The following is a 16,769-nucleotide window of genomic DNA, read 5'->3' as shown; positions in this document are numbered from 1 at the left end:
ACCTGGGTCACGCGGGCCGCGCAGTGTAGCAGAGGGGGCACCCAACCTTGTGAAGGGGCTCACGAGGTACCCCCCGGGGTGGGGTGGATACTCGATTGCATGAGCACCACGGAGCGTCCCAGGATCCTCGTTGTAGGCGGTGGGTACGTAGGCCTGTACGCAGCTCGACGCATTCTCAAGAAGATGCGCTACGGAGAGGCGACCGTCACGGTCGTCGACCCGCGCTCGTACATGACGTACCAGCCCTTCCTCCCCGAAGCTGCCGCAGGCAGCATCTCGCCTCGGCATGTCGTCGTCCCCTTGCGACGCGTGCTGCCCAAGGCTGAGGTTCTCACCGGTCGTGTGACGACCATCGACCAGGAGCGCAAGGTCGCTACGGTCGCGCCGATCGTCGGCGAGGCCTACGAGCTGCCCTTCGACTACCTCGTCATCGCGATGGGCGCGGTCTCCCGTACCTTCCCGATCCCCGGCCTCGCCGAGCAGGGCATCGGTATGAAGGGCATCGAGGAGGCCATCGGCCTGCGCAACCACGTCCTGGAGCAGCTGGACAAGGCTGACTCCACGACCGACGAGGAGATCCGCCGCAAGGCGCTGACCTTCGTCTTCGTCGGCGGTGGCTTCGCCGGTGCGGAGACCGTCGGTGAGGTCGAGGACATGGCCCGGGACGCGGCCAAGTACTACACGAACGTCAAGCGCGAGGACATGCGCTTCGTTCTCGTCGACGCCGCCGACAAGATCCTTCCCGAGGTGGGCCCGAAGCTGGGCGCCTACGGCAAGGAGCACCTGGAGAGCCGTGGCGTGGAGATCTACCTCTCCACCTCCATGGACAGCTGCGTCGACGGTCACGTCGTGCTGAAGAACGGCCTCGAGGTCGACTCCAGCACCATCGTGTGGACCGCCGGTGTGAAGCCGAACCCGGCGCTCTCCCGCTTCGGTCTGCCGCTCGGCCCGCGTGGCCACGTGGACACCAGCGAGAAGCTCCAGGTCCAGGGCACCGACTACATCTGGGCCGCCGGCGACAACGCCCAGGTCCCGGACATGGTCGGCCGCCGCGCCGGCAACCCGAACGCCTGGTGCCCGCCGAACGCCCAGCACGCGCTGCGCCAGGCCAAGGTCCTCGGCGACAACGTGGTCTCCGGCATGCGGGGCTTCCCGCAGAAGGAGTACAGCCACGCCAACAAGGGTGCGGTCGCCGGTCTCGGCCTGCACAAGGGCGTCGCGATGATCGTCATGGGCAAGGTGAAGATCAAGCTCAAGGGCCGTCTCGCCTGGTACATGCACCGTGGCTACCACGGCATGGCGATGCCGACGTTCAACCGCAAGATCCGCGTCTTCGCCGACTGGACCCTCGCGATGTTCCTCAAGCGTGAGGTCGTCTCCCTGGGTGCCATGGAGACGCCGCGCGAGGAGTTCTACGAGGCGGCCAAGCCGGCTCCGGCTCCCGCCGCCGCGAAGCCCGAGGGCGAGAAGGCCAAGGCCTCCTGACCCCGGCGGCGCTCCCGCGAGGGTGCGCCGGCTCCTTCCGCCGAGGAGCCTCCGGCACGTGCGCGACCCGCACGACCCGCGTGACCCTGTACGACCTGTAGTACCTGTACGACCCGAAGGGGCCGTCCGCCATCCGTGGTGCGGACGGTCCCTTCGGCGTACCCGGGCGGGCGTCCGGTCGCGTACGGCCCTGAGGGGGGAAGGGTGTCGCCCCGACAGATACTTGGTGGCTACATGCATTTTGCCCAAGCATTGCCCAGTAGCGGGATGACGGGTGCTGCGGCCAGAGTTGACGCATGTGTTACCTCGGCGTGGCGCTGGAGCGCACGGGCGAGGCGATGATGCATGTGTACGCATATGGGCATTTTGGGAAACACCACCACGGAGGTGTGCGCCATGGCAGACGCCGCGTCGCGGCTGACCGCTCTTCTCACGGATCTGCTCGGAGAACGTCTTCCGGTCCGTATCCGGGCCTGGGACGGCAGTGAGGCCGGACCGCCGGGTGCCCCCACTCTCGTCATCCGTCACCGCCGCGCACTGCGCCGACTGCTGTGGAAGCCGGGCGAGCTGGGGCTGGCCCGCGGCTGGGTGGCGGGCGAGATCGACGTCGAGGGCAATCTGTACGAGGCGCTCGACAGCATCGCCGGCCTGCTCTGGGACCGGGGCATCGACGCCAAGGAAGCCGTCCACCCGCTGCGCGACCCGAAGGTCCGGGCCTTCGCGAAGGGCCTCGCCCAGCTCGCGGGCCCCTACCCGCCGCCCGCCCCGCCCGCCGAGGAGATGCACCGCCGCCGCACCGGCCCGCTGCACACCCGGCGCAGGGACAAGGAGGCCATCAGCCACCACTACGACGTGGGCAACGACTTCTACGAGATGGTCCTCGGCCCGTCCATGGTCTACTCCTGCGCCTACTGGGAGGACGGCGGGACCCTGGAGGACGCCCAGCGCGACAAGCTCGACCTGGTCTGCCGCAAGCTCGCCCTCAAGGAGGGCGACCGGCTGCTGGACGTCGGGTGCGGCTGGGGCTCCATGGCCATCCACGCGGCCCGCGAGTACGGCGCCGTCGTCACCGGCGTGACCCTCTCCGTCGAACAGGCCGCCTACGCCCGCAAGCGGGTCGCCGAGGAGGGGCTGACGGACCGCGTCGAGATCCGGGTGCAGGACTACCGGGACGTGCGTGACGGGCCCTACGACGCGATCTCCTCCATCGGCATGGCCGAACACGTCGGCTCGGTCCGCTACCGCGAATACGCCGACGATCTCTTCGCCCTCCTCAAGACCGGCGGCCGGCTGCTCAACCACCAGATCGCCCGGCGTCCCGAGAAGGACGAAGAGGCTTACCGCATCGACGAGTTCATCGACGCCTATGTCTTCCCCGACGGCGAACTCGCCCCCGTGGGGCGGACGCTCGCAATTCTGGAGGAGGCCGGGTTCGAGGCCCGGGACGTCGAAGCGCTGCGCGAGCACTACGCGTTGACGCTGCGTCAGTGGGTCGCGAACCTGGAGGACAACTGGAGCGCCGCGGTCGCGGCCACCTCGCCCGGGCGGGCCCGGGTCTGGCGGCTGTACATGGCGGCGTCCGCCCTCTCCTTCGAGCACAACAAGATCGGCGTCAACCAGATCCTCGCCGTCAGGCCCACGGACGCCGGACACTCCCGCATGCCCGCCCGTTCCCGCCGGTGGACGGCCTCCGCCACCGACTGACCGGCCCCGCGACACGCACCAGGGGCCGGAGACCGCTCGCAGAACGGCGGTCTCCGGCCCCTGGTCCGTAACGACGGCCCCGTCACTCCGTCTTGATCGCCGTCAGCATGTTCAGCCGCGCGGCACTGCGGGCCGGCCAGAGCGAGGCGAGGACGCCGACCAGCGCGGCCAGCAGCAGGAAGATCCCGATGCGGCCCCACGGAACGACGAGCTCGTAACCGGGCAGCGCGGCGGCGATCGTACGGCCGATCGCCCACCCCAGGAACGTCCCGAGCAGGATGCCGACCACCGCGCCGAAGAGCGAGATCACCACGGCCTCCAGCCGGATCATCCGCTTGACGCGGGCCCGGTCCAGACCGATCGCCCGCAGCATCCCGATCTCCTGCTTACGCTCGAACACCGACATCGCCAGGGTGTTGACCACCCCGAGCACCGCGATGAGCAGCGCCATCGCCAGCAGGCCGTACATGATGTTCAGCGCCAGGTTCACGAAGCCGCCGAACATGTCGCGCATGTCCTGCCGGTCCATCACGTTCATCGCCGGGTTGTCGCCCAGCGCGTCCACGACGGCCTGCTCGTTCGCGGCCGAGGCGCCGCCGTCCATCTTCAGCCAGATCTGCTGGATCTCGGCGGTCCGGGTGTGGGCGTTCGCGAGGTCCTCCGAGAGCAGGACGGGGGAGAGGAACTGGTTGGCCTCGTAGACCGCGCCGATCGTCACCTCACCCTTCTTCTCGTCCTCGAAGGTCACCGGCAGGGTGTCACCGGTCTTCCAGTGGTTGTTCCGGGCGGTGTCGTCGTCGACCGCGATCCGGCCCTCGGCGAGCGAGTCCAGCGAACCGGTGACCGTCTTGAGCGGGAAGAGCTTCCGCACGTCGCCCGGGGCGACACCGGACGCCGCGTGGTGCTTGCCGCCGACCGTCAGCCAGTTCGCCTGCTGCGGGGAGACGGCGGTGACGCCGTCGGCCTTCCGCAGCGCGGCGAGGGCGGACGAATCCAACGAGTCGCCGCTCGCCATCGAGACCAGGTAGTCGGCCTTGATGTTGTCCGTCGTCATCCGGTCGACCGCCTGGCCGAGGGTGACGCCCAGCACCGAGATACCAGTGACCAGGGTCAGCCCGATCGCCAGGGCCGAGGCGGTGGCGCCGGTGCGGCGCGGGTTGCGCACCGCGTTCTGCGCGGCCAGCTTCCCGGACACCCCGAACACCCGGGTCAGCAGCGGGCGTACGAGCGCGATCGCCGGCCGCGACAGCAGCGGGATCAGCACGATGATCCCGATCAGCGCCAGGAAGGCGCCGGCCGCGATCAGCTTCCGGCCGTTGGTGTCCGCCGCGGCGGCGCCGCCGACGATGCCGGCCGCGCCCAGCAGGGTGATGGCGCCGCCGATCGAGTTCCGCACGACCAGCGAACGGGTGCTCGCCACCGCGTGCACACTGCTCATCGCGGCCACCGGGGCGATCTTCGCAGCCCGGCGGGCGGGCAGCCAGGCGGCGAACACCGTGATCAGGACGCCCACCGCGAACGCGGCGAGCACCGTGCCCGGGGCGATCACCAGCGGACCGGCCGGGATCTTCCCGCCGATCAGGCCCATCGCCGACCGCAGCGCGGCGGCCAGACCGGTCCCCACCGCGAAGCCCACCGCCGAGGCGGCGAGGCCCACCACGGCCGCCTCCATCAGCACCGACCACTTCACCTGCCGGCGGGAGGCGCCGACGGCACGCATCAGCGCCAGCTCCCGGGTGCGCTGGGCGATCAGCATGCTGAAGGTGTTGGCGATCAGGAAGACACCGACGAAGAGCGCGATACCGGCGAAGACCAGCAGGATCGTGTCGAGATTGCCCAGCCCGTCCTCGATCTGCTTCGCCTGCTCGTCGGCGAGCGCCTGCCCGGTACGGGCTTCGGCGCCGCGGGGCAGCAGGGACTTCACCTCGGCCAGCAGCGCGGTGTCGGAGGCGCCGGGGGCCGCGGCGACCGTGGCCTCCTGGAACTCACCGGCCCGCAGGAACAGCTTCTGCGCGGTCGTCTCCTGGAAGAGGACCAGGCTGCCGCCCGCGTTGACCGCGCCGTCCTCGGTGGTGAAGACACCGGCGAGGACGTACTCCTTCACCGGCCCGTTGGTCGCCACGCGGACCGTGTCGCCGACGTGGTAGCCGCCCTTGTCGGCGGAGGCCCGGTCCAGGGCGATCTGGCCGTCCTTCACCGGTCCGTCGCCGGAGGTGAAGGTGTACGCGGGGTCCTTGCCGTCCTTGCCGGGGGCGAAGTTGCCGCCGCTGGTGGACCAGCCGCTGCCGATGAGCTTGCCGTCGCGGTCGGCGGCCCCGGCGAAGCCGGAGACCCGCCCGGTGACCCGGGCGACGCCGTCCAGCGCCCGGATCTTGTCCAGGGTCGCTTCGTCGACTCCGGTGGTGGTGGCGCTGTCGCGGTGGCCCTTCGAGGTCGAGATGGCGACGGCCACGTCGTCGTAACTCTTGGCGGACTGGTTGCGGAAGGCGTTGCCGAGGGTGTCGGTGAAGATCAGCGTGCCGGAGACGAAGGCGACGCCGAGCATGACCGCGAGCACGGTCATCAACAGCCTGGCCTTGTGCGCGAGCACATTGCGCAGGGCGGTACGGAACATGTGTGTGTCCTGGGATGAGGTCCGGGAAGGACCGGGGGAGGGCGCGGCACGCCCGGGGGACGGGGGCGGTACGGAGACGCGGCGGTACGGAGACGGGGCGGGGCCGGGGCCGGTACGGCTCAAGGGCCGGTACGGCGTGAGCGCCGGCGGCCCGCCCGGGGTCAGCTGGTGCGGCCCTTGGCGTCGAACGCCTTCATCCGGTCCAGCACGCCGTCCGCCGTGGGCCGCGCCATCTCGTCGACGACCGCGCCGTCCGCGAGGAAGATCACCCGGTCCGCGTAGGAAGCGGCGACGGCGTCGTGGGTCACCATCACGACGGTCTGGCCCAGCTCGCGCACGGAGTTGCGCAGGAAGCCCAGGACCTCCGCGCCGGACCGGGAGTCGAGGTTTCCGGTCGGCTCGTCGCCGAAGATGATCTCGGGCTGCGAGGCCAGCGCGCGGGCCACCGCGACACGCTGCTGCTGGCCGCCGGAGAGCTGGGTCGGCCGGTGCTTCAGCCGGTCCGAGAGACCGACCATGTCGATGACCTGCTGGAGCCACGCGGCGTCGGGCTTGCGGCCCGCGATGTCCATCGGGAGCGTGATGTTCTCCAGCGCGGTCAGCGTCGGCAGCAGGTTGAACGCCTGGAAGATGAACCCGATCTTGTCCCGGCGGAGCTGGGTGAGCTGCTTGTCCTTGAGCGAACCCAGCTCGGTGTCGCCGATGCGCACCGACCCGGAGCTGAACGTGTCGAGCCCGGCCACGCAGTGCATCAGCGTGGACTTGCCGGAGCCGGACGGACCCATGATCGCGGTGAACTCGCCCTGCGGGAAGTCCACCGAGACCCGGTCCAGTGCGACCACCTGGGTCTCGCCCTGGCCGTAGACCTTCGACAGCTCCGTGGCGCGCGCGGCGACGCCGGTGGCACGGGGGACGGGGGGTGCGGTGGTCACAGGGACGCTCCTGAGGGGACGGGGGTGGAGTGCGACGGCCCCGGGACGGGTCCGGGACAGGACCGGCGGTACCTTCGGGGCCCTCCCATCCTCCCCGTACCCGCCGCCCCGGTCGTCAGCCCCCGTACCCGTTCCGGAGGCACTCTCTGGTCGCACCGCAGGCGGGTGCGCCTCCTCCTCCGGTATGACACAGGGGCCGACGGCGGAGTACCCGCAGGTCAGCGCGGCGCCCCGGCGGCACACCCGCAGGTCGGTACGGCGGACCGGCGGCGCACCCGCAGGTCAGCGCGGCGGGGCCGTCGAGCCGCGCGGGACGAGGCGGGCGGCGGCGTCCTCGCTCCCCCCGGCCGCGCCCTCGGCGACCAGGGTCAGCAGGGTGCGCGCCGCCAGCGCACCGTACGCCGGGATGTCGCGGCTCAGCGCGGTCAGCGGCGGCCGGACCACCTGCGAGAGCTGCGAGTCGTCCCAGGCGACCAGCGAGAGGTCGGCGGGCACGTCGAGACCCATCTCCTGGGCGACCGAGAGCCCCGCGACGGCCATGATGTCGTTGTCGTAGATGATCGCGGTCGGCCGGTCCGGTGCGCTGACGAGCCGGCGGGTCGCGTGCGCGCCCTCGTCCCCGGAGTAGTCGGTGTGCACCACCACCGGCGCTCCCAGGCCGAGTTCGGCGCACGTCCGGTGCTGCTCCCGGTCGCGGAGCCGGGTGTGCGTCAGCTCCGCGAGCCCGGCGACACGGGCCACCCGGCGGTGGCCGAGCGCGTGGAGGTACGCCAGGGTGTCGCGGAGCGCCGCCGCGTCGTCGGACCAGACCGGCACCAGCGGACCGGCCGCCGACGGGTGGCCGATCGCGACGGCCGGCAGGCCGAGCGCGGCGACGCCCGTGACGCGCGGGTCCGGTTCGCCCGGTCGCGGCTCGCGCAGATCGGCGAGGAACACCCCGTCCACCCGCCCCTCGCCCCACCAGCGCCGGTACACCTCCAGCTCCTGCGTCGGACCGCTCACCATCTGGAGCAGCAACGCGCAGCCCCCGGCGGAGAGTTCGCTCTCGATACCGCTGATCAGCTCCATGAAGAACGGCTCCACCCCGAGCATCCGGGCGGGGCGGGAGAGGGCCAGGCCGACCGTGTCCGCGCGGGCGCGGGTGAGCGCGCGGGCCGCGCTGTTGGGCCGCCAGCCGATCTCCTCGGCGATGGCCTTGATGGCGGCGCGCGTGGCGGGGGAGACTCCCGGACGGTCGTTGAGCGCGTAGGACACCGCGACCTTGGAGACCCCGGCGCGCAGCGCGATGTCGGCGATCGTCGGGCGGTTCTTGGGCAATGGGACCTCGCTTAACCGGTTCATGTCCACCGGCATCGTAACCCCTGGCCACCCCCCGTGTGGTGTGCTCCCGACCGTCTCGCGACGTCCTCGAATTCTCCTCCGCTCGGCTCGAACGTACCGTCAAATGCCGTACCTGGAAAGGGTGGGAGCGCTCCCGCAAACCCTTGACATGCCCTCGGAGCCCCCATACCTTCACGGCACTTACCCGGTTCAGTGACTCCGCTCGCAGGGACGGCGGGGAGAGGAAGGGCTATGGGTACGGGTATCCGGGTGCGGATCGCCTCGGCACTCGCCGTGATCGCGCTCACCGCCACCGCGTGCACCGGAGGGAGCCCGGCGACGGGCAAGGGGCCGGGCGGCGCGCAGGGCGGGTCGTTACCGCGCGACGAGACGCTCTACACCACCGGTACGCAGTGGGGGCCGCCGGCCAACTACAACCCGCTGCGCGACTGGGACCACGCCACCGGCACCAAGGGGCTGGTCTACGAGACGCTGTTCCACTTCGACCCGAACGCCGGGAAGCTGACCCCCTGGCTCGCCGAGTCCGGTGCCTGGAAGGACGCGAAGACGTACGAGGTGAAGCTGCGGCCCGGGATCACCTGGTCCGACGGCGAGCCGCTCACCGCCAAGGACGTCGCGTACTCCTACGGCCTCGGCAAGATCGAGGCGTCCTCCTTCCACTCCCTGTGGAGCTGGCTCTCCGCCGCCGAGGCGGTCGACGACACGACCGTCCGCTTCACCTTCACGTCCGCCCACTACCAGGAGTGGGACTTCACCCTCTACGGCCGGCCGATCGTCCCCGAACACGTGTGGAGCGGCCGCTCCGAGGAGGAGATCCTCAACGGGGTCAACGACAAGCCGGTCGGCACCGGGGCCTACACCCTCAAGAGCAAGTCCCAGGACCGGGTGGTCTGGCAGCGCCGCGACACCTGGTGGGGCACGAAGGCGCTCGGCATGACGCCCGCGCCGCGCTACATCGTGGACGTCTCCAACCCGAGCAACGAGGTCGTCATCGGCCAGCTCGGCCAGGGCCAGCTCGACCTGAGCAACAACTTCCTGCCCGGCGCCTCCTCGCTGGTCAAGGCCAAGAAGGTCGTCTCCTACTACGACCAGCCGCCCTACATGCTCTCCGCCAACACCGCCTGGCTGGTGCCCAACACCACCCGCAAGCCGCTGGACGACGCCGCCTTCCGCAAGGCGCTCGCCGCCTCCGTGGACATCGACAAGATCGTGAAGGGCGTCTACGGCGACCTGGTCAAGAAGGCCGACCCGACCGGGCTGCTCCCGCAGTGGGACCAGTACATCGACAAGGGCGTGGTGGCCTCGGACGGGTTCTCGTACGACACCGCGGGCGCGAAGAAGATCCTCGCGGACGCCGGATACCGGGACACCAACGGCGACGGACTCGTGGAGAACAAGGACGGGTCGGAGATCTCCCTCAAGCTGGCCGTGCCCACCGGCTGGACCGACTGGATGGAGGCCGCCAAGGTCATCGCCGCCGGGGCCAAGGCCGCGGGCATCTCCGTGACGACGGAGTTCCCCGACCAGAACGCGCTCAACGAGCAGCGCGCCAAGGGGGACTTCGACCTCGTCCTCAACAACGACCGCCAGCTGTCCAACACTCCGTGGACGTACTACGAGTACATGTTCCAACTCCCCGTCCAGAAGCAGCAGAACACGGTGAACTTCGGACGGTACGAGAACCAGGAGGCGTGGAAGCTGGTCCAGCAGCTCGGCCAGGTGCCGACCGACGACGCCGCCGGGATGAAGGCGGTGACGAGCAAGCTCCAGAAGATCCAGCTGGACGAGATGCCGCTCATCCCCCTCTGGTACAACGGCCTCTGGTCGCAGTCCACCACCGGCACCTGGACCAACTGGCCCTCGGACAAGGCGGGAGCGCCCACCTACGCCCCGGCGCTCTGGCGCAACTGGCTGGAGATGGGCGGCTTCGAGATGCTCACCCAGCTCAAGCCGGCGAAGTAGCCGCAGGCCGGGCCGGTACGGGCGGACCCACCGCCGCCCGTACCGGCCCGGTGGCCCGCCCCCATCCGCGTACCCCCTCCGTGCCGCGCCGGCCGGTGGCCCGCCCCCATCCTCGCGCCCCCTGCCGCCCCGGCCCTCTGAACGCCCCGCCCCGCCGCGCGCCGCCCCACGGCGCACGCGCCCCGGCGGGGCACCTCGACGGGAGCTCCCTTGCGCCGCTACTTCGCCCGAAAACTCCTGGTCTACGCGCTGACCTTCGTCGTCGCCGTCACCGTCAACTGGATGATCCCGCGCTTCATGCCGGGCGACCCGGTGGCCGCCATGGTCTCCCGCGCCCGCGTCTCCCAGCCGGAGGCGGCCGAGGCGATGCGCGCCTACTACAACAACCTCTTCGGCTTCGACCAGCCCGTCTGGCAGCAGTACCTGCACTTCTGGGGCGCCCTGTTCCAGGGCGACTTCGGGATCTCCGTCTGGGTGTTCCCGACCCCCGTCTCCGACGTGCTGCTCGACGCCCTCCCGTACACCCTGGGCCTGATGATCCCGGCGGTGCTGCTCAGCTGGATCGTCGGCAACTGGGCCGGTGCGCTCGCCGCCCGCCGCAAGGTGCTCGACAACACCGTGCTCCCGGCGGGCTACCTGCTCACCGCGATGCCGTACATGTGGATCGCCGTCATCCTCGCCTGGGCCCTCGGCTCGAAGGCCGGATGGTTCCCGATCTCCGGCGGCTACAGCCTGGACATCCAGCCCAGCTGGACCCTCGACTTCGTCCTGGACCTGGCGCACCACTGGGTGCTGCCGTTCCTCTCGCTCTTCCTCGTCGCGCTCGGCGGCTGGGCCATCGGCATGCGCAACATGATCATCTACGAGCTGGAGTCCGACTACTCCTCGTACCTCTCCGCCCTCGGCGCACCCCAGCGGCTCATCCGGCGCTACGCCTTCCGCAACGCCGTGCTGCCCCAAGTCACCGGACTCGCGCTGCAATTGGGCGTACTGGTCGCCGGGGCGCTGGTCACCGAGATCGTCTTCGCCTACCCGGGCCTCGGCTCGCTCATCCTCGCCGCCATCCAGAACCAGGACTTCTTCCTGCTCCAGGGGGCGTTCCTCTTCATCGTCATCGGCGTACTGATCGCCAACTTCGTCATCGACGTCGTGTACGTCCTCGTGGATCCCCGGACCCGTACCGGCATGGCAGGAGGCCAGTCATGAGCGCACCGCCCGGACCGGCCGGGTCCACCCCGGATGCCGTCGGGTCCACCCCCGGGGCCATCGGGTCCACCCCGGGACCCGTCGGGACCGCCCCGGAGGCGAAGGCCGTCGGACCCGCCCGGGAGACCCTCCACTACGCCGTCCGCAACCCGAAGCTGCTCATCGGCTTCACCGTCGTCCTGGTCCTGCTCGCCCTCGGGCTGTTCGGCCCGCCCCTGCTCGACACCACCGACCCGAACGCCTACGGCGGCCCGCAGGCCGCGCCGCCCGACTCCACGTACTGGATGGGCACCACCACCTTCGGCCAAGACGTGTACGCCCAGTTCGTGCACGGGCTGCGCGCCACCTTCCTGGTCGGCGCGGTCGGCGGGGCCATCGCCGCCGTCGTCGCGATGCTCGTCGGCTTCTTCGCCGGCTACCGGGGCGGGGTCCTCGACGAACTCCTCACCATGGTCACCAACGTGGTGCTGGTCATCCCGGCGCTCGCCGTGCTGCTCATCATCAACGCGTACCTGGGCGTGCGCTCCGTACCCGTGCAGGGGGTGTTCATCGGCCTCACCTCCTGGCCCTGGGCGGCCCGCGCCATCCGCGCGCAGACGTTCACCCTGCGCACCCGGGAGTTCGTGGACCTGGCCAGGCTCAGCGGCAACGGCACCTGGCGGATCGTGTTCCGCGAGATCGCGCCCAACATGAGCTCCTACCTCTTCATGATGTTCATCCTGCTCTTCGGCGGGTCCGTCCTCATCGCCTCCTCGCTCGACTTCATCGGCCTCGGGCCGACCGGCGGCGTCTCGCTCGGCCTGATGCTCCAGAGCGCCCAGCAGTGGAGCGCGCTCCAACTCGGCATGTGGTGGTGGTTCGTGCCCCCGGGTGCCGGGATCACCGCCATCGTCGGCGCGCTGTACGTCGCCAACGTCGGCCTCGACGAGGTCTTCAACCCGAAGCTGAGGGAGTCCTGAGCACATGACGCTGACCGTCACCGACCTGCGGGTCCACTACCGCACCCTGCGCGGCGAGGTCCGGGCGCTGGACGGCGTCGGCTTCGACGTGGCCGACGGCGAGATCCTGGGCCTCGCGGGCGAGTCCGGCTGCGGCAAGACCACCCTCGGCAAGTCCCTGATCCGGCTGGACGGCCGGATGCGGCACGCCGGAGGCACCGTCACCCTCGACGGCGAGGACGTCCCCATCGCCGACGACCGGGCGATGAACGCCTTCCGCTTCCACCGGATCTCGCTCGTACCGCAGTACTCGATGAGCGCCCTCAACCCGACCCGGCGCATCGGCCGCATGATCCGCGAACTCCTCGCCTCGCGCGGGGTGAGCGTGGACACCGCCGAACTCCACCGGCGGCTCGACCTGGTGGGACTCGACCGGGACGTCCTCGACCGCTACCCGATCGAGCTGTCCGGCGGCATGAAGCAGCGCACCGTCATGGTGATCTCCACCCTGCTCGACCCCGCCGTCCTCATCGCCGACGAGGTCACCTCCGCCCTCGACGTCTCCACCCAGAAGGCGGTCGTCACCGCGCTCACCGGACTGCGCGACGCGGGCCTCGTCACCAGCATGCTCTTCATCACCCACGACCTGGCGCTGACCTCGCACATCGCCGACTCGATCATGGTGATGTACGCGGGGAAGCTCGCCGAGAAGGCGCCGACCCGGGTCCTCACCGCCGAACCCCGTCACCCGTACACCCGGATGCTCCTCGGCTCGCTCCCCGAGGTCGGCGTCCGCCACCGCGACCGGCCGCTCAGCGGCATCGCCGGCTCCCCTCCCTCGCTCCTCGACCCGCCGGCCGGCTGCCGCTTCCGCGACCGCTGCCCGCTCGCCGACGCCGGATGCGCCGAGGAACCGCCGGTCGTGGAGATCGCCCCCCGTCACTCCGTCGCGTGCTGGAAGGCATGATGCTGACCCTGGACCGAGTCACCAAGACCTACCGCGCGGGCGCCTTCGGCGGCGGCTCCGTCACCGCCGTCGACCGGGTCTCCTTCGACGCGGCGCCCGGCGAAGTCGTCTCCCTCATCGGTGAGAGCGGCAGCGGCAAGTCCACCATCGGCCGCATGATCCTCGGCCTCACCCAGATCTCCGGCGGCAGCCTCACCCTGGACGGCGCCCCCGTCCGCCCGGGCAAGGACTTCTACCGCCGCGTCCAGGGCGTCTTCCAGGACCCGTTCTCCTGCTACAACCCCGTCTTCAAGGCCGACCGCGTCTTCGCCATGATCCGCCGCGCCTACCACCCCGGCGTCGGCGACCGGGAGTGGGCGGAGCGCGTCGAGAAGGCGGTACGCGACGTACGCCTCGACCCCGGCCAAGTACTCGGCCGCTACCCGCACCAGCTCAGCGGCGGCCAGCTGCAGCGCCTCCTCATCGCCCGCGCCCTCCTGCTCGACCTGAGCTTCCTGGTCGCCGACGAGATCACCAGCATGCTCGACGCCTCCACCCGCATCGACGTGCTCAACCTGCTCGCCGGGCTGAAGGAACGCGGCCTCGGCGTCCTCTACATCACCCACGACCTCTCCCTCGGCACCTACCTCGCCGAACGGACCGTGGTACTCCGCCGGGGCCGGGTCGTCGAACGCGGCGACACCCAGAAGGTGTTCGGCAACCCCCTGCACCCGTACACCCGGACCCTGCTGGCCGCCGTGCCCCGGCTCAACACCCCCTGGGACCCGCCGGAACCGGTGGAGCGGTGCGCGTACCACGCGGGGGCGGCGGAACCGGACGGCTCCGGCGGGCTGTACCAGGCGGAACCCGATCACTACGTGGCCTGTGCCGCGCTCCCCGACTGCGGAAGGATCACCGCGTGACTCTCCACCGACTGCCCCTCGCCGACGGCTGGACGCTGCACCCGGACGGGCCGGTCCCGGTGACCCTCCCGGCCGGCGGCGTACCCGCCACCGTCCCCGGCTGCGTCCACACCGACCTCCTCGCGGCGGGGCTCATCGACGACCCGTACCTGGACGACAACGAGAACCGGCTCGGCTGGATCGGCCGCACCGACTGGACGTACCGCACCACGTTCCACCGCTCCGCCGCGGAAGCCTCCTCCGCGGACCTCCGCGCGGACCTCTGTTTCGACGGCCTCGACACCGTCGCCACCGTCACCCTGAACGGCACCGAGCTCGGCCGCACCGCCAACCAGCACCGCTCCTACCGCTTCCCGGCCGAGCACCTGCTGCGCGAGGGCGCCAACACCCTGGAGATCCGCTTCACCGCCCCGTACGCCTACGCGGAAGCACTCCGCGAACGCCTCGGCGACCGCCCCGGCGCCTACGCGGAGCCGTATGCCTTCATCCGCAAGATGGCCTGCAACTTCGGCTGGGACTGGGGCCCGACCCTCGTCACCTCCGGCATCTGGCGCCCCGCCGCGCTGGAGACCTGGACCGGCCCCCGGATCGCCGGGGTGAAGCTCCTCGGCGACGTGGACCCGGAGGGCGTGCCGCGCCTGACCGCCACGCTGACGGTGGACCGCCGGGGCGAGCGCGGCGACCGCGCGAAGGCGCTTACCGCGTACGTCGAAGTCGCGGGCGAGCAGCGTTCGTTGACCGTCCCCGCCGACGGGACGACCGCGACCCTCGTGGTGCCCGTACCGGGGGCCGAACGCTGGTGGCCGCACAGCCACGGCGAGCAGCCGCTCTACGCCGTCGAGGTCCGGCTCGGCGACCACGTCTGGCAGGGCAGGACCGGCTTCCGCACGGTCGCCCTGGAGCGCGAGGCGTTCCGCATCGCCGTCAACGACGAACCGGTGTTCGTCCGGGGCGTGAACTGGATCCCCGACGACTGCTTCCCGTCCCGGATCACCCGGCAGCACCTCTCCGACCGGCTCGACGAAGCCGTCGCCGCCGGGGTCAACCTCGTACGCGTCTGGGGCGGCGGCCTCTACGAGAGCGACGACTTCTACCAACTCGCCGACGAAAAGGGCCTGTTGGTCTGGCAGGACTTCCCCTTCGCCTGCGCCGCCTACCCGGAGGAGCAGCCGCTGTGGGACGAGGTCGCGGCCGAGGCCCGGGAGAACGTCGCCCGCCTCGCCCCGCACCCCTCCCTCGTCCTGTGGTGCGGCAACAACGAGAACCTGGAGGGCCACGCCGACTGGGGCTGGGTCAAGGAGCTGGGTGACCGCACCTGGGGGTACGGCTACTACCACGAGCTGCTCCCCGCGATCTGTGCCGAACTCGACCCCACCCGCCCGTACTGGCCCGGCTCGCCCTACTCCGGCTCGCCCGAACTCCCGCCCAACGCACCGGAGTCGGGAACGGTCCACCTCTGGGACGTGTGGAACCGGGTGGACTACCACCACTACGCCGACCACGCGCACCGCTTCGTCGCCGAGTTCGGCTTCCAGGGCCCGCCCGCGTACGCCACCCTCCGGCGCGCGGTCAGCGGCCCGCTCGCGCCCGACGCCCCGTACGTACGCCACCACCAGAAGGCCGAGGACGGCGACGCCAAGCTGCTCCGGGGCCTCGGCGACCACCTCCCGCGGCCCGGCGGCACCGGCGCCGCCTCCTTCGACGACTGGCACTGGCTCACCCAGCTCAACCAGGCCCGCGCCGTCGCCTTCGGCATCCGCCACTTCCGCAGCCACACCCCGTACTGCATGGGTTCCGTCGTCTGGCAGCTCAACGACTGCTGGCCGGTCGTCTCCTGGTCCGCCCTCGACGGCGACGGCCGCCGCAAACCCCTCTGGTACGCCCTGCGTTCGGTGTACGCCGACCGCCTCGCCGTCCTCCGCGACGCCACCCTCCACCTGGTCAACGACTCCGCCGAACCCTGGGACGGCACCCTCCACCTGACCCGGCACGCGCTCGACGGCACCGTGCTCGCCGAGGAGCGGCTGCCCGTCACCACGGGCGCCCGGGACGTCACCCGCGTACCCCTCCCGCCGTCCGTCGCCACCCCGGCCGACCCGGCGCGCGAACTGCTGACGGTACGGCTCGGGGAACTGCGGACCGTGGAGTTCTACGCGGAGGACCCCGCCGTGGACCTCCCCCCGGCCCGCTGGACGGCGACCGTCACCCCCGACGGTCCCGCCGCCTACGAGGTACGGGTGACCGCCCACACCCTCCTGCGCGACCTCGCGCTCTTCCCCGACCGCCTGGACCCGGCGGCCCGGGTGGACGACATGCTCGCGACCCTGCTGCCCGGCGAAACCGCCCTCTTCCGCGTCACCGGAGCCCCCCTCGCCGACCCGGACGCCCTCACCCGGAAGCCGGTGCTGCGGTGCGTGAACGACACCTCCGCGGACGCGGCCGACTGACCGGGGAAGGGGCCGGGCGAGGACAGGGGTGGCGAGGCCCTGGCGAGGGGTGGTGGAGGTCCGGCGGATTCGTCCGTAAGAGTGCGGCGACTTTCCGTCAATCCCGTGCGCCGGGGAGAGGGACCATGATCGGGTCCGGGCCGTGGTCATGACCTCCGAGCATGGGCTGACGCACCATCAAGCGATCAATAAAATAAGACAACATCGCGCTACTGCTCCGCTGGTGGGGGACACCCCCGGATAGGGTCAAGTCCCGACGCGGAGCCGCGCG

11 protein-coding genes are annotated in these 16,769 nt (G+C 71.0%); 8 read left to right on the top strand and 3 right to left on the bottom strand.

What is annotated here, in order from left to right:
* The first annotated feature begins 99 nt into the window (after positions 1-99).
* Positions 100-1,485: an NAD(P)/FAD-dependent oxidoreductase gene (locus ACWCWD_RS17755; RefSeq protein ID WP_266708118.1), complete on the top strand. Its 1,386-nt coding sequence runs from the start codon at positions 100-102 to the stop codon at positions 1,483-1,485.
* A gap of 396 nt (positions 1,486-1,881) precedes the next feature.
* Entirely contained in the window at positions 1,882-3,189 is a 1,308-nt protein-coding gene (locus tag ACWCWD_RS17750; RefSeq protein ID WP_450773735.1) for a class I SAM-dependent methyltransferase, read from the top strand.
* 82 nt (positions 3,190-3,271) lie between these two features.
* Here the strand turns inward: ACWCWD_RS17750 and ACWCWD_RS17745 are convergent, their stop codons facing one another.
* The 3 genes from ACWCWD_RS17745 to ACWCWD_RS17735 form a co-directional block, all read right to left on the bottom strand.
* Positions 3,272-5,803, bottom strand: coding sequence for an ABC transporter permease (locus ACWCWD_RS17745; protein WP_450773734.1), 2,532 nt, complete (start codon positions 5,801-5,803; stop codon positions 3,272-3,274).
* A 161-nt stretch (positions 5,804-5,964) separates the two neighbouring features.
* On the bottom strand, positions 5,965-6,735 hold the full coding sequence (locus ACWCWD_RS17740; protein WP_327177514.1) for an ABC transporter ATP-binding protein: 771 nt from the start codon (positions 6,733-6,735) through the stop codon (positions 5,965-5,967).
* 282 nt (positions 6,736-7,017) lie between these two features.
* Positions 7,018-8,052 (bottom strand): LacI family DNA-binding transcriptional regulator, encoded by a 1,035-nt coding sequence (locus ACWCWD_RS17735; RefSeq protein WP_450773830.1) that lies wholly within the window; start codon positions 8,050-8,052, stop codon positions 7,018-7,020.
* 255 nt (positions 8,053-8,307) lie between these two features.
* Between ACWCWD_RS17735 and ACWCWD_RS17730 the strand changes: the two genes are divergently transcribed.
* The 6 genes from ACWCWD_RS17730 to ACWCWD_RS17705 all read left to right on the top strand — a co-directional run bounded on the left by ACWCWD_RS17730 (position 8,308) and on the right by ACWCWD_RS17705 (position 16,498).
* Positions 8,308-10,038 carry an ABC transporter substrate-binding protein gene (locus ACWCWD_RS17730; protein WP_450773733.1) on the top strand — a complete coding sequence of 577 codons (1,731 nt, stop codon included), beginning with the start codon at positions 8,308-8,310 and terminating at the stop codon, positions 10,036-10,038.
* Positions 10,039-10,248: 210 nt separating this feature from the next.
* The gene (locus ACWCWD_RS17725) at positions 10,249-11,244 is read left to right on the top strand and encodes an ABC transporter permease (RefSeq protein ID WP_327177516.1); all 996 of its coding nucleotides are present in this window, start codon (positions 10,249-10,251) and stop codon (positions 11,242-11,244) included.
* Positions 11,241-12,203 carry an ABC transporter permease gene (locus ACWCWD_RS17720; RefSeq protein ID WP_450773732.1) on the top strand — a complete coding sequence of 321 codons (963 nt, stop codon included), beginning with the start codon at positions 11,241-11,243 and terminating at the stop codon, positions 12,201-12,203. Before ACWCWD_RS17725 ends, ACWCWD_RS17720 begins: the two co-directional genes overlap by 4 nt.
* A 4-nt stretch (positions 12,204-12,207) precedes the next feature.
* Positions 12,208-13,149, top strand: coding sequence for an ABC transporter ATP-binding protein (locus tag ACWCWD_RS17715; protein ID WP_390960276.1), 942 nt, complete (start codon positions 12,208-12,210; stop codon positions 13,147-13,149).
* Positions 13,134-14,051 (top strand): ATP-binding cassette domain-containing protein, encoded by a 918-nt coding sequence (locus ACWCWD_RS17710; protein ID WP_450773731.1) that lies wholly within the window; start codon positions 13,134-13,136, stop codon positions 14,049-14,051. Before ACWCWD_RS17715 ends, ACWCWD_RS17710 begins: the two co-directional genes overlap by 16 nt.
* The gene (locus tag ACWCWD_RS17705) at positions 14,048-16,498 is read left to right on the top strand and encodes a glycosyl hydrolase 2 galactose-binding domain-containing protein (RefSeq protein WP_450773730.1); all 2,451 of its coding nucleotides are present in this window, start codon (positions 14,048-14,050) and stop codon (positions 16,496-16,498) included. The genes ACWCWD_RS17710 and ACWCWD_RS17705 overlap by 4 nt, the downstream gene beginning before the upstream one ends.
* Positions 16,499-16,769: the final 271 nt, after the last annotated feature.

It is taken from the genome of Streptomyces sp. NPDC001493 (assembly GCF_053597235.1).
The sequence above is the reverse complement of the archived record's forward strand: the minus strand, read 5'-3'. Positions and strand labels throughout refer to the sequence as shown.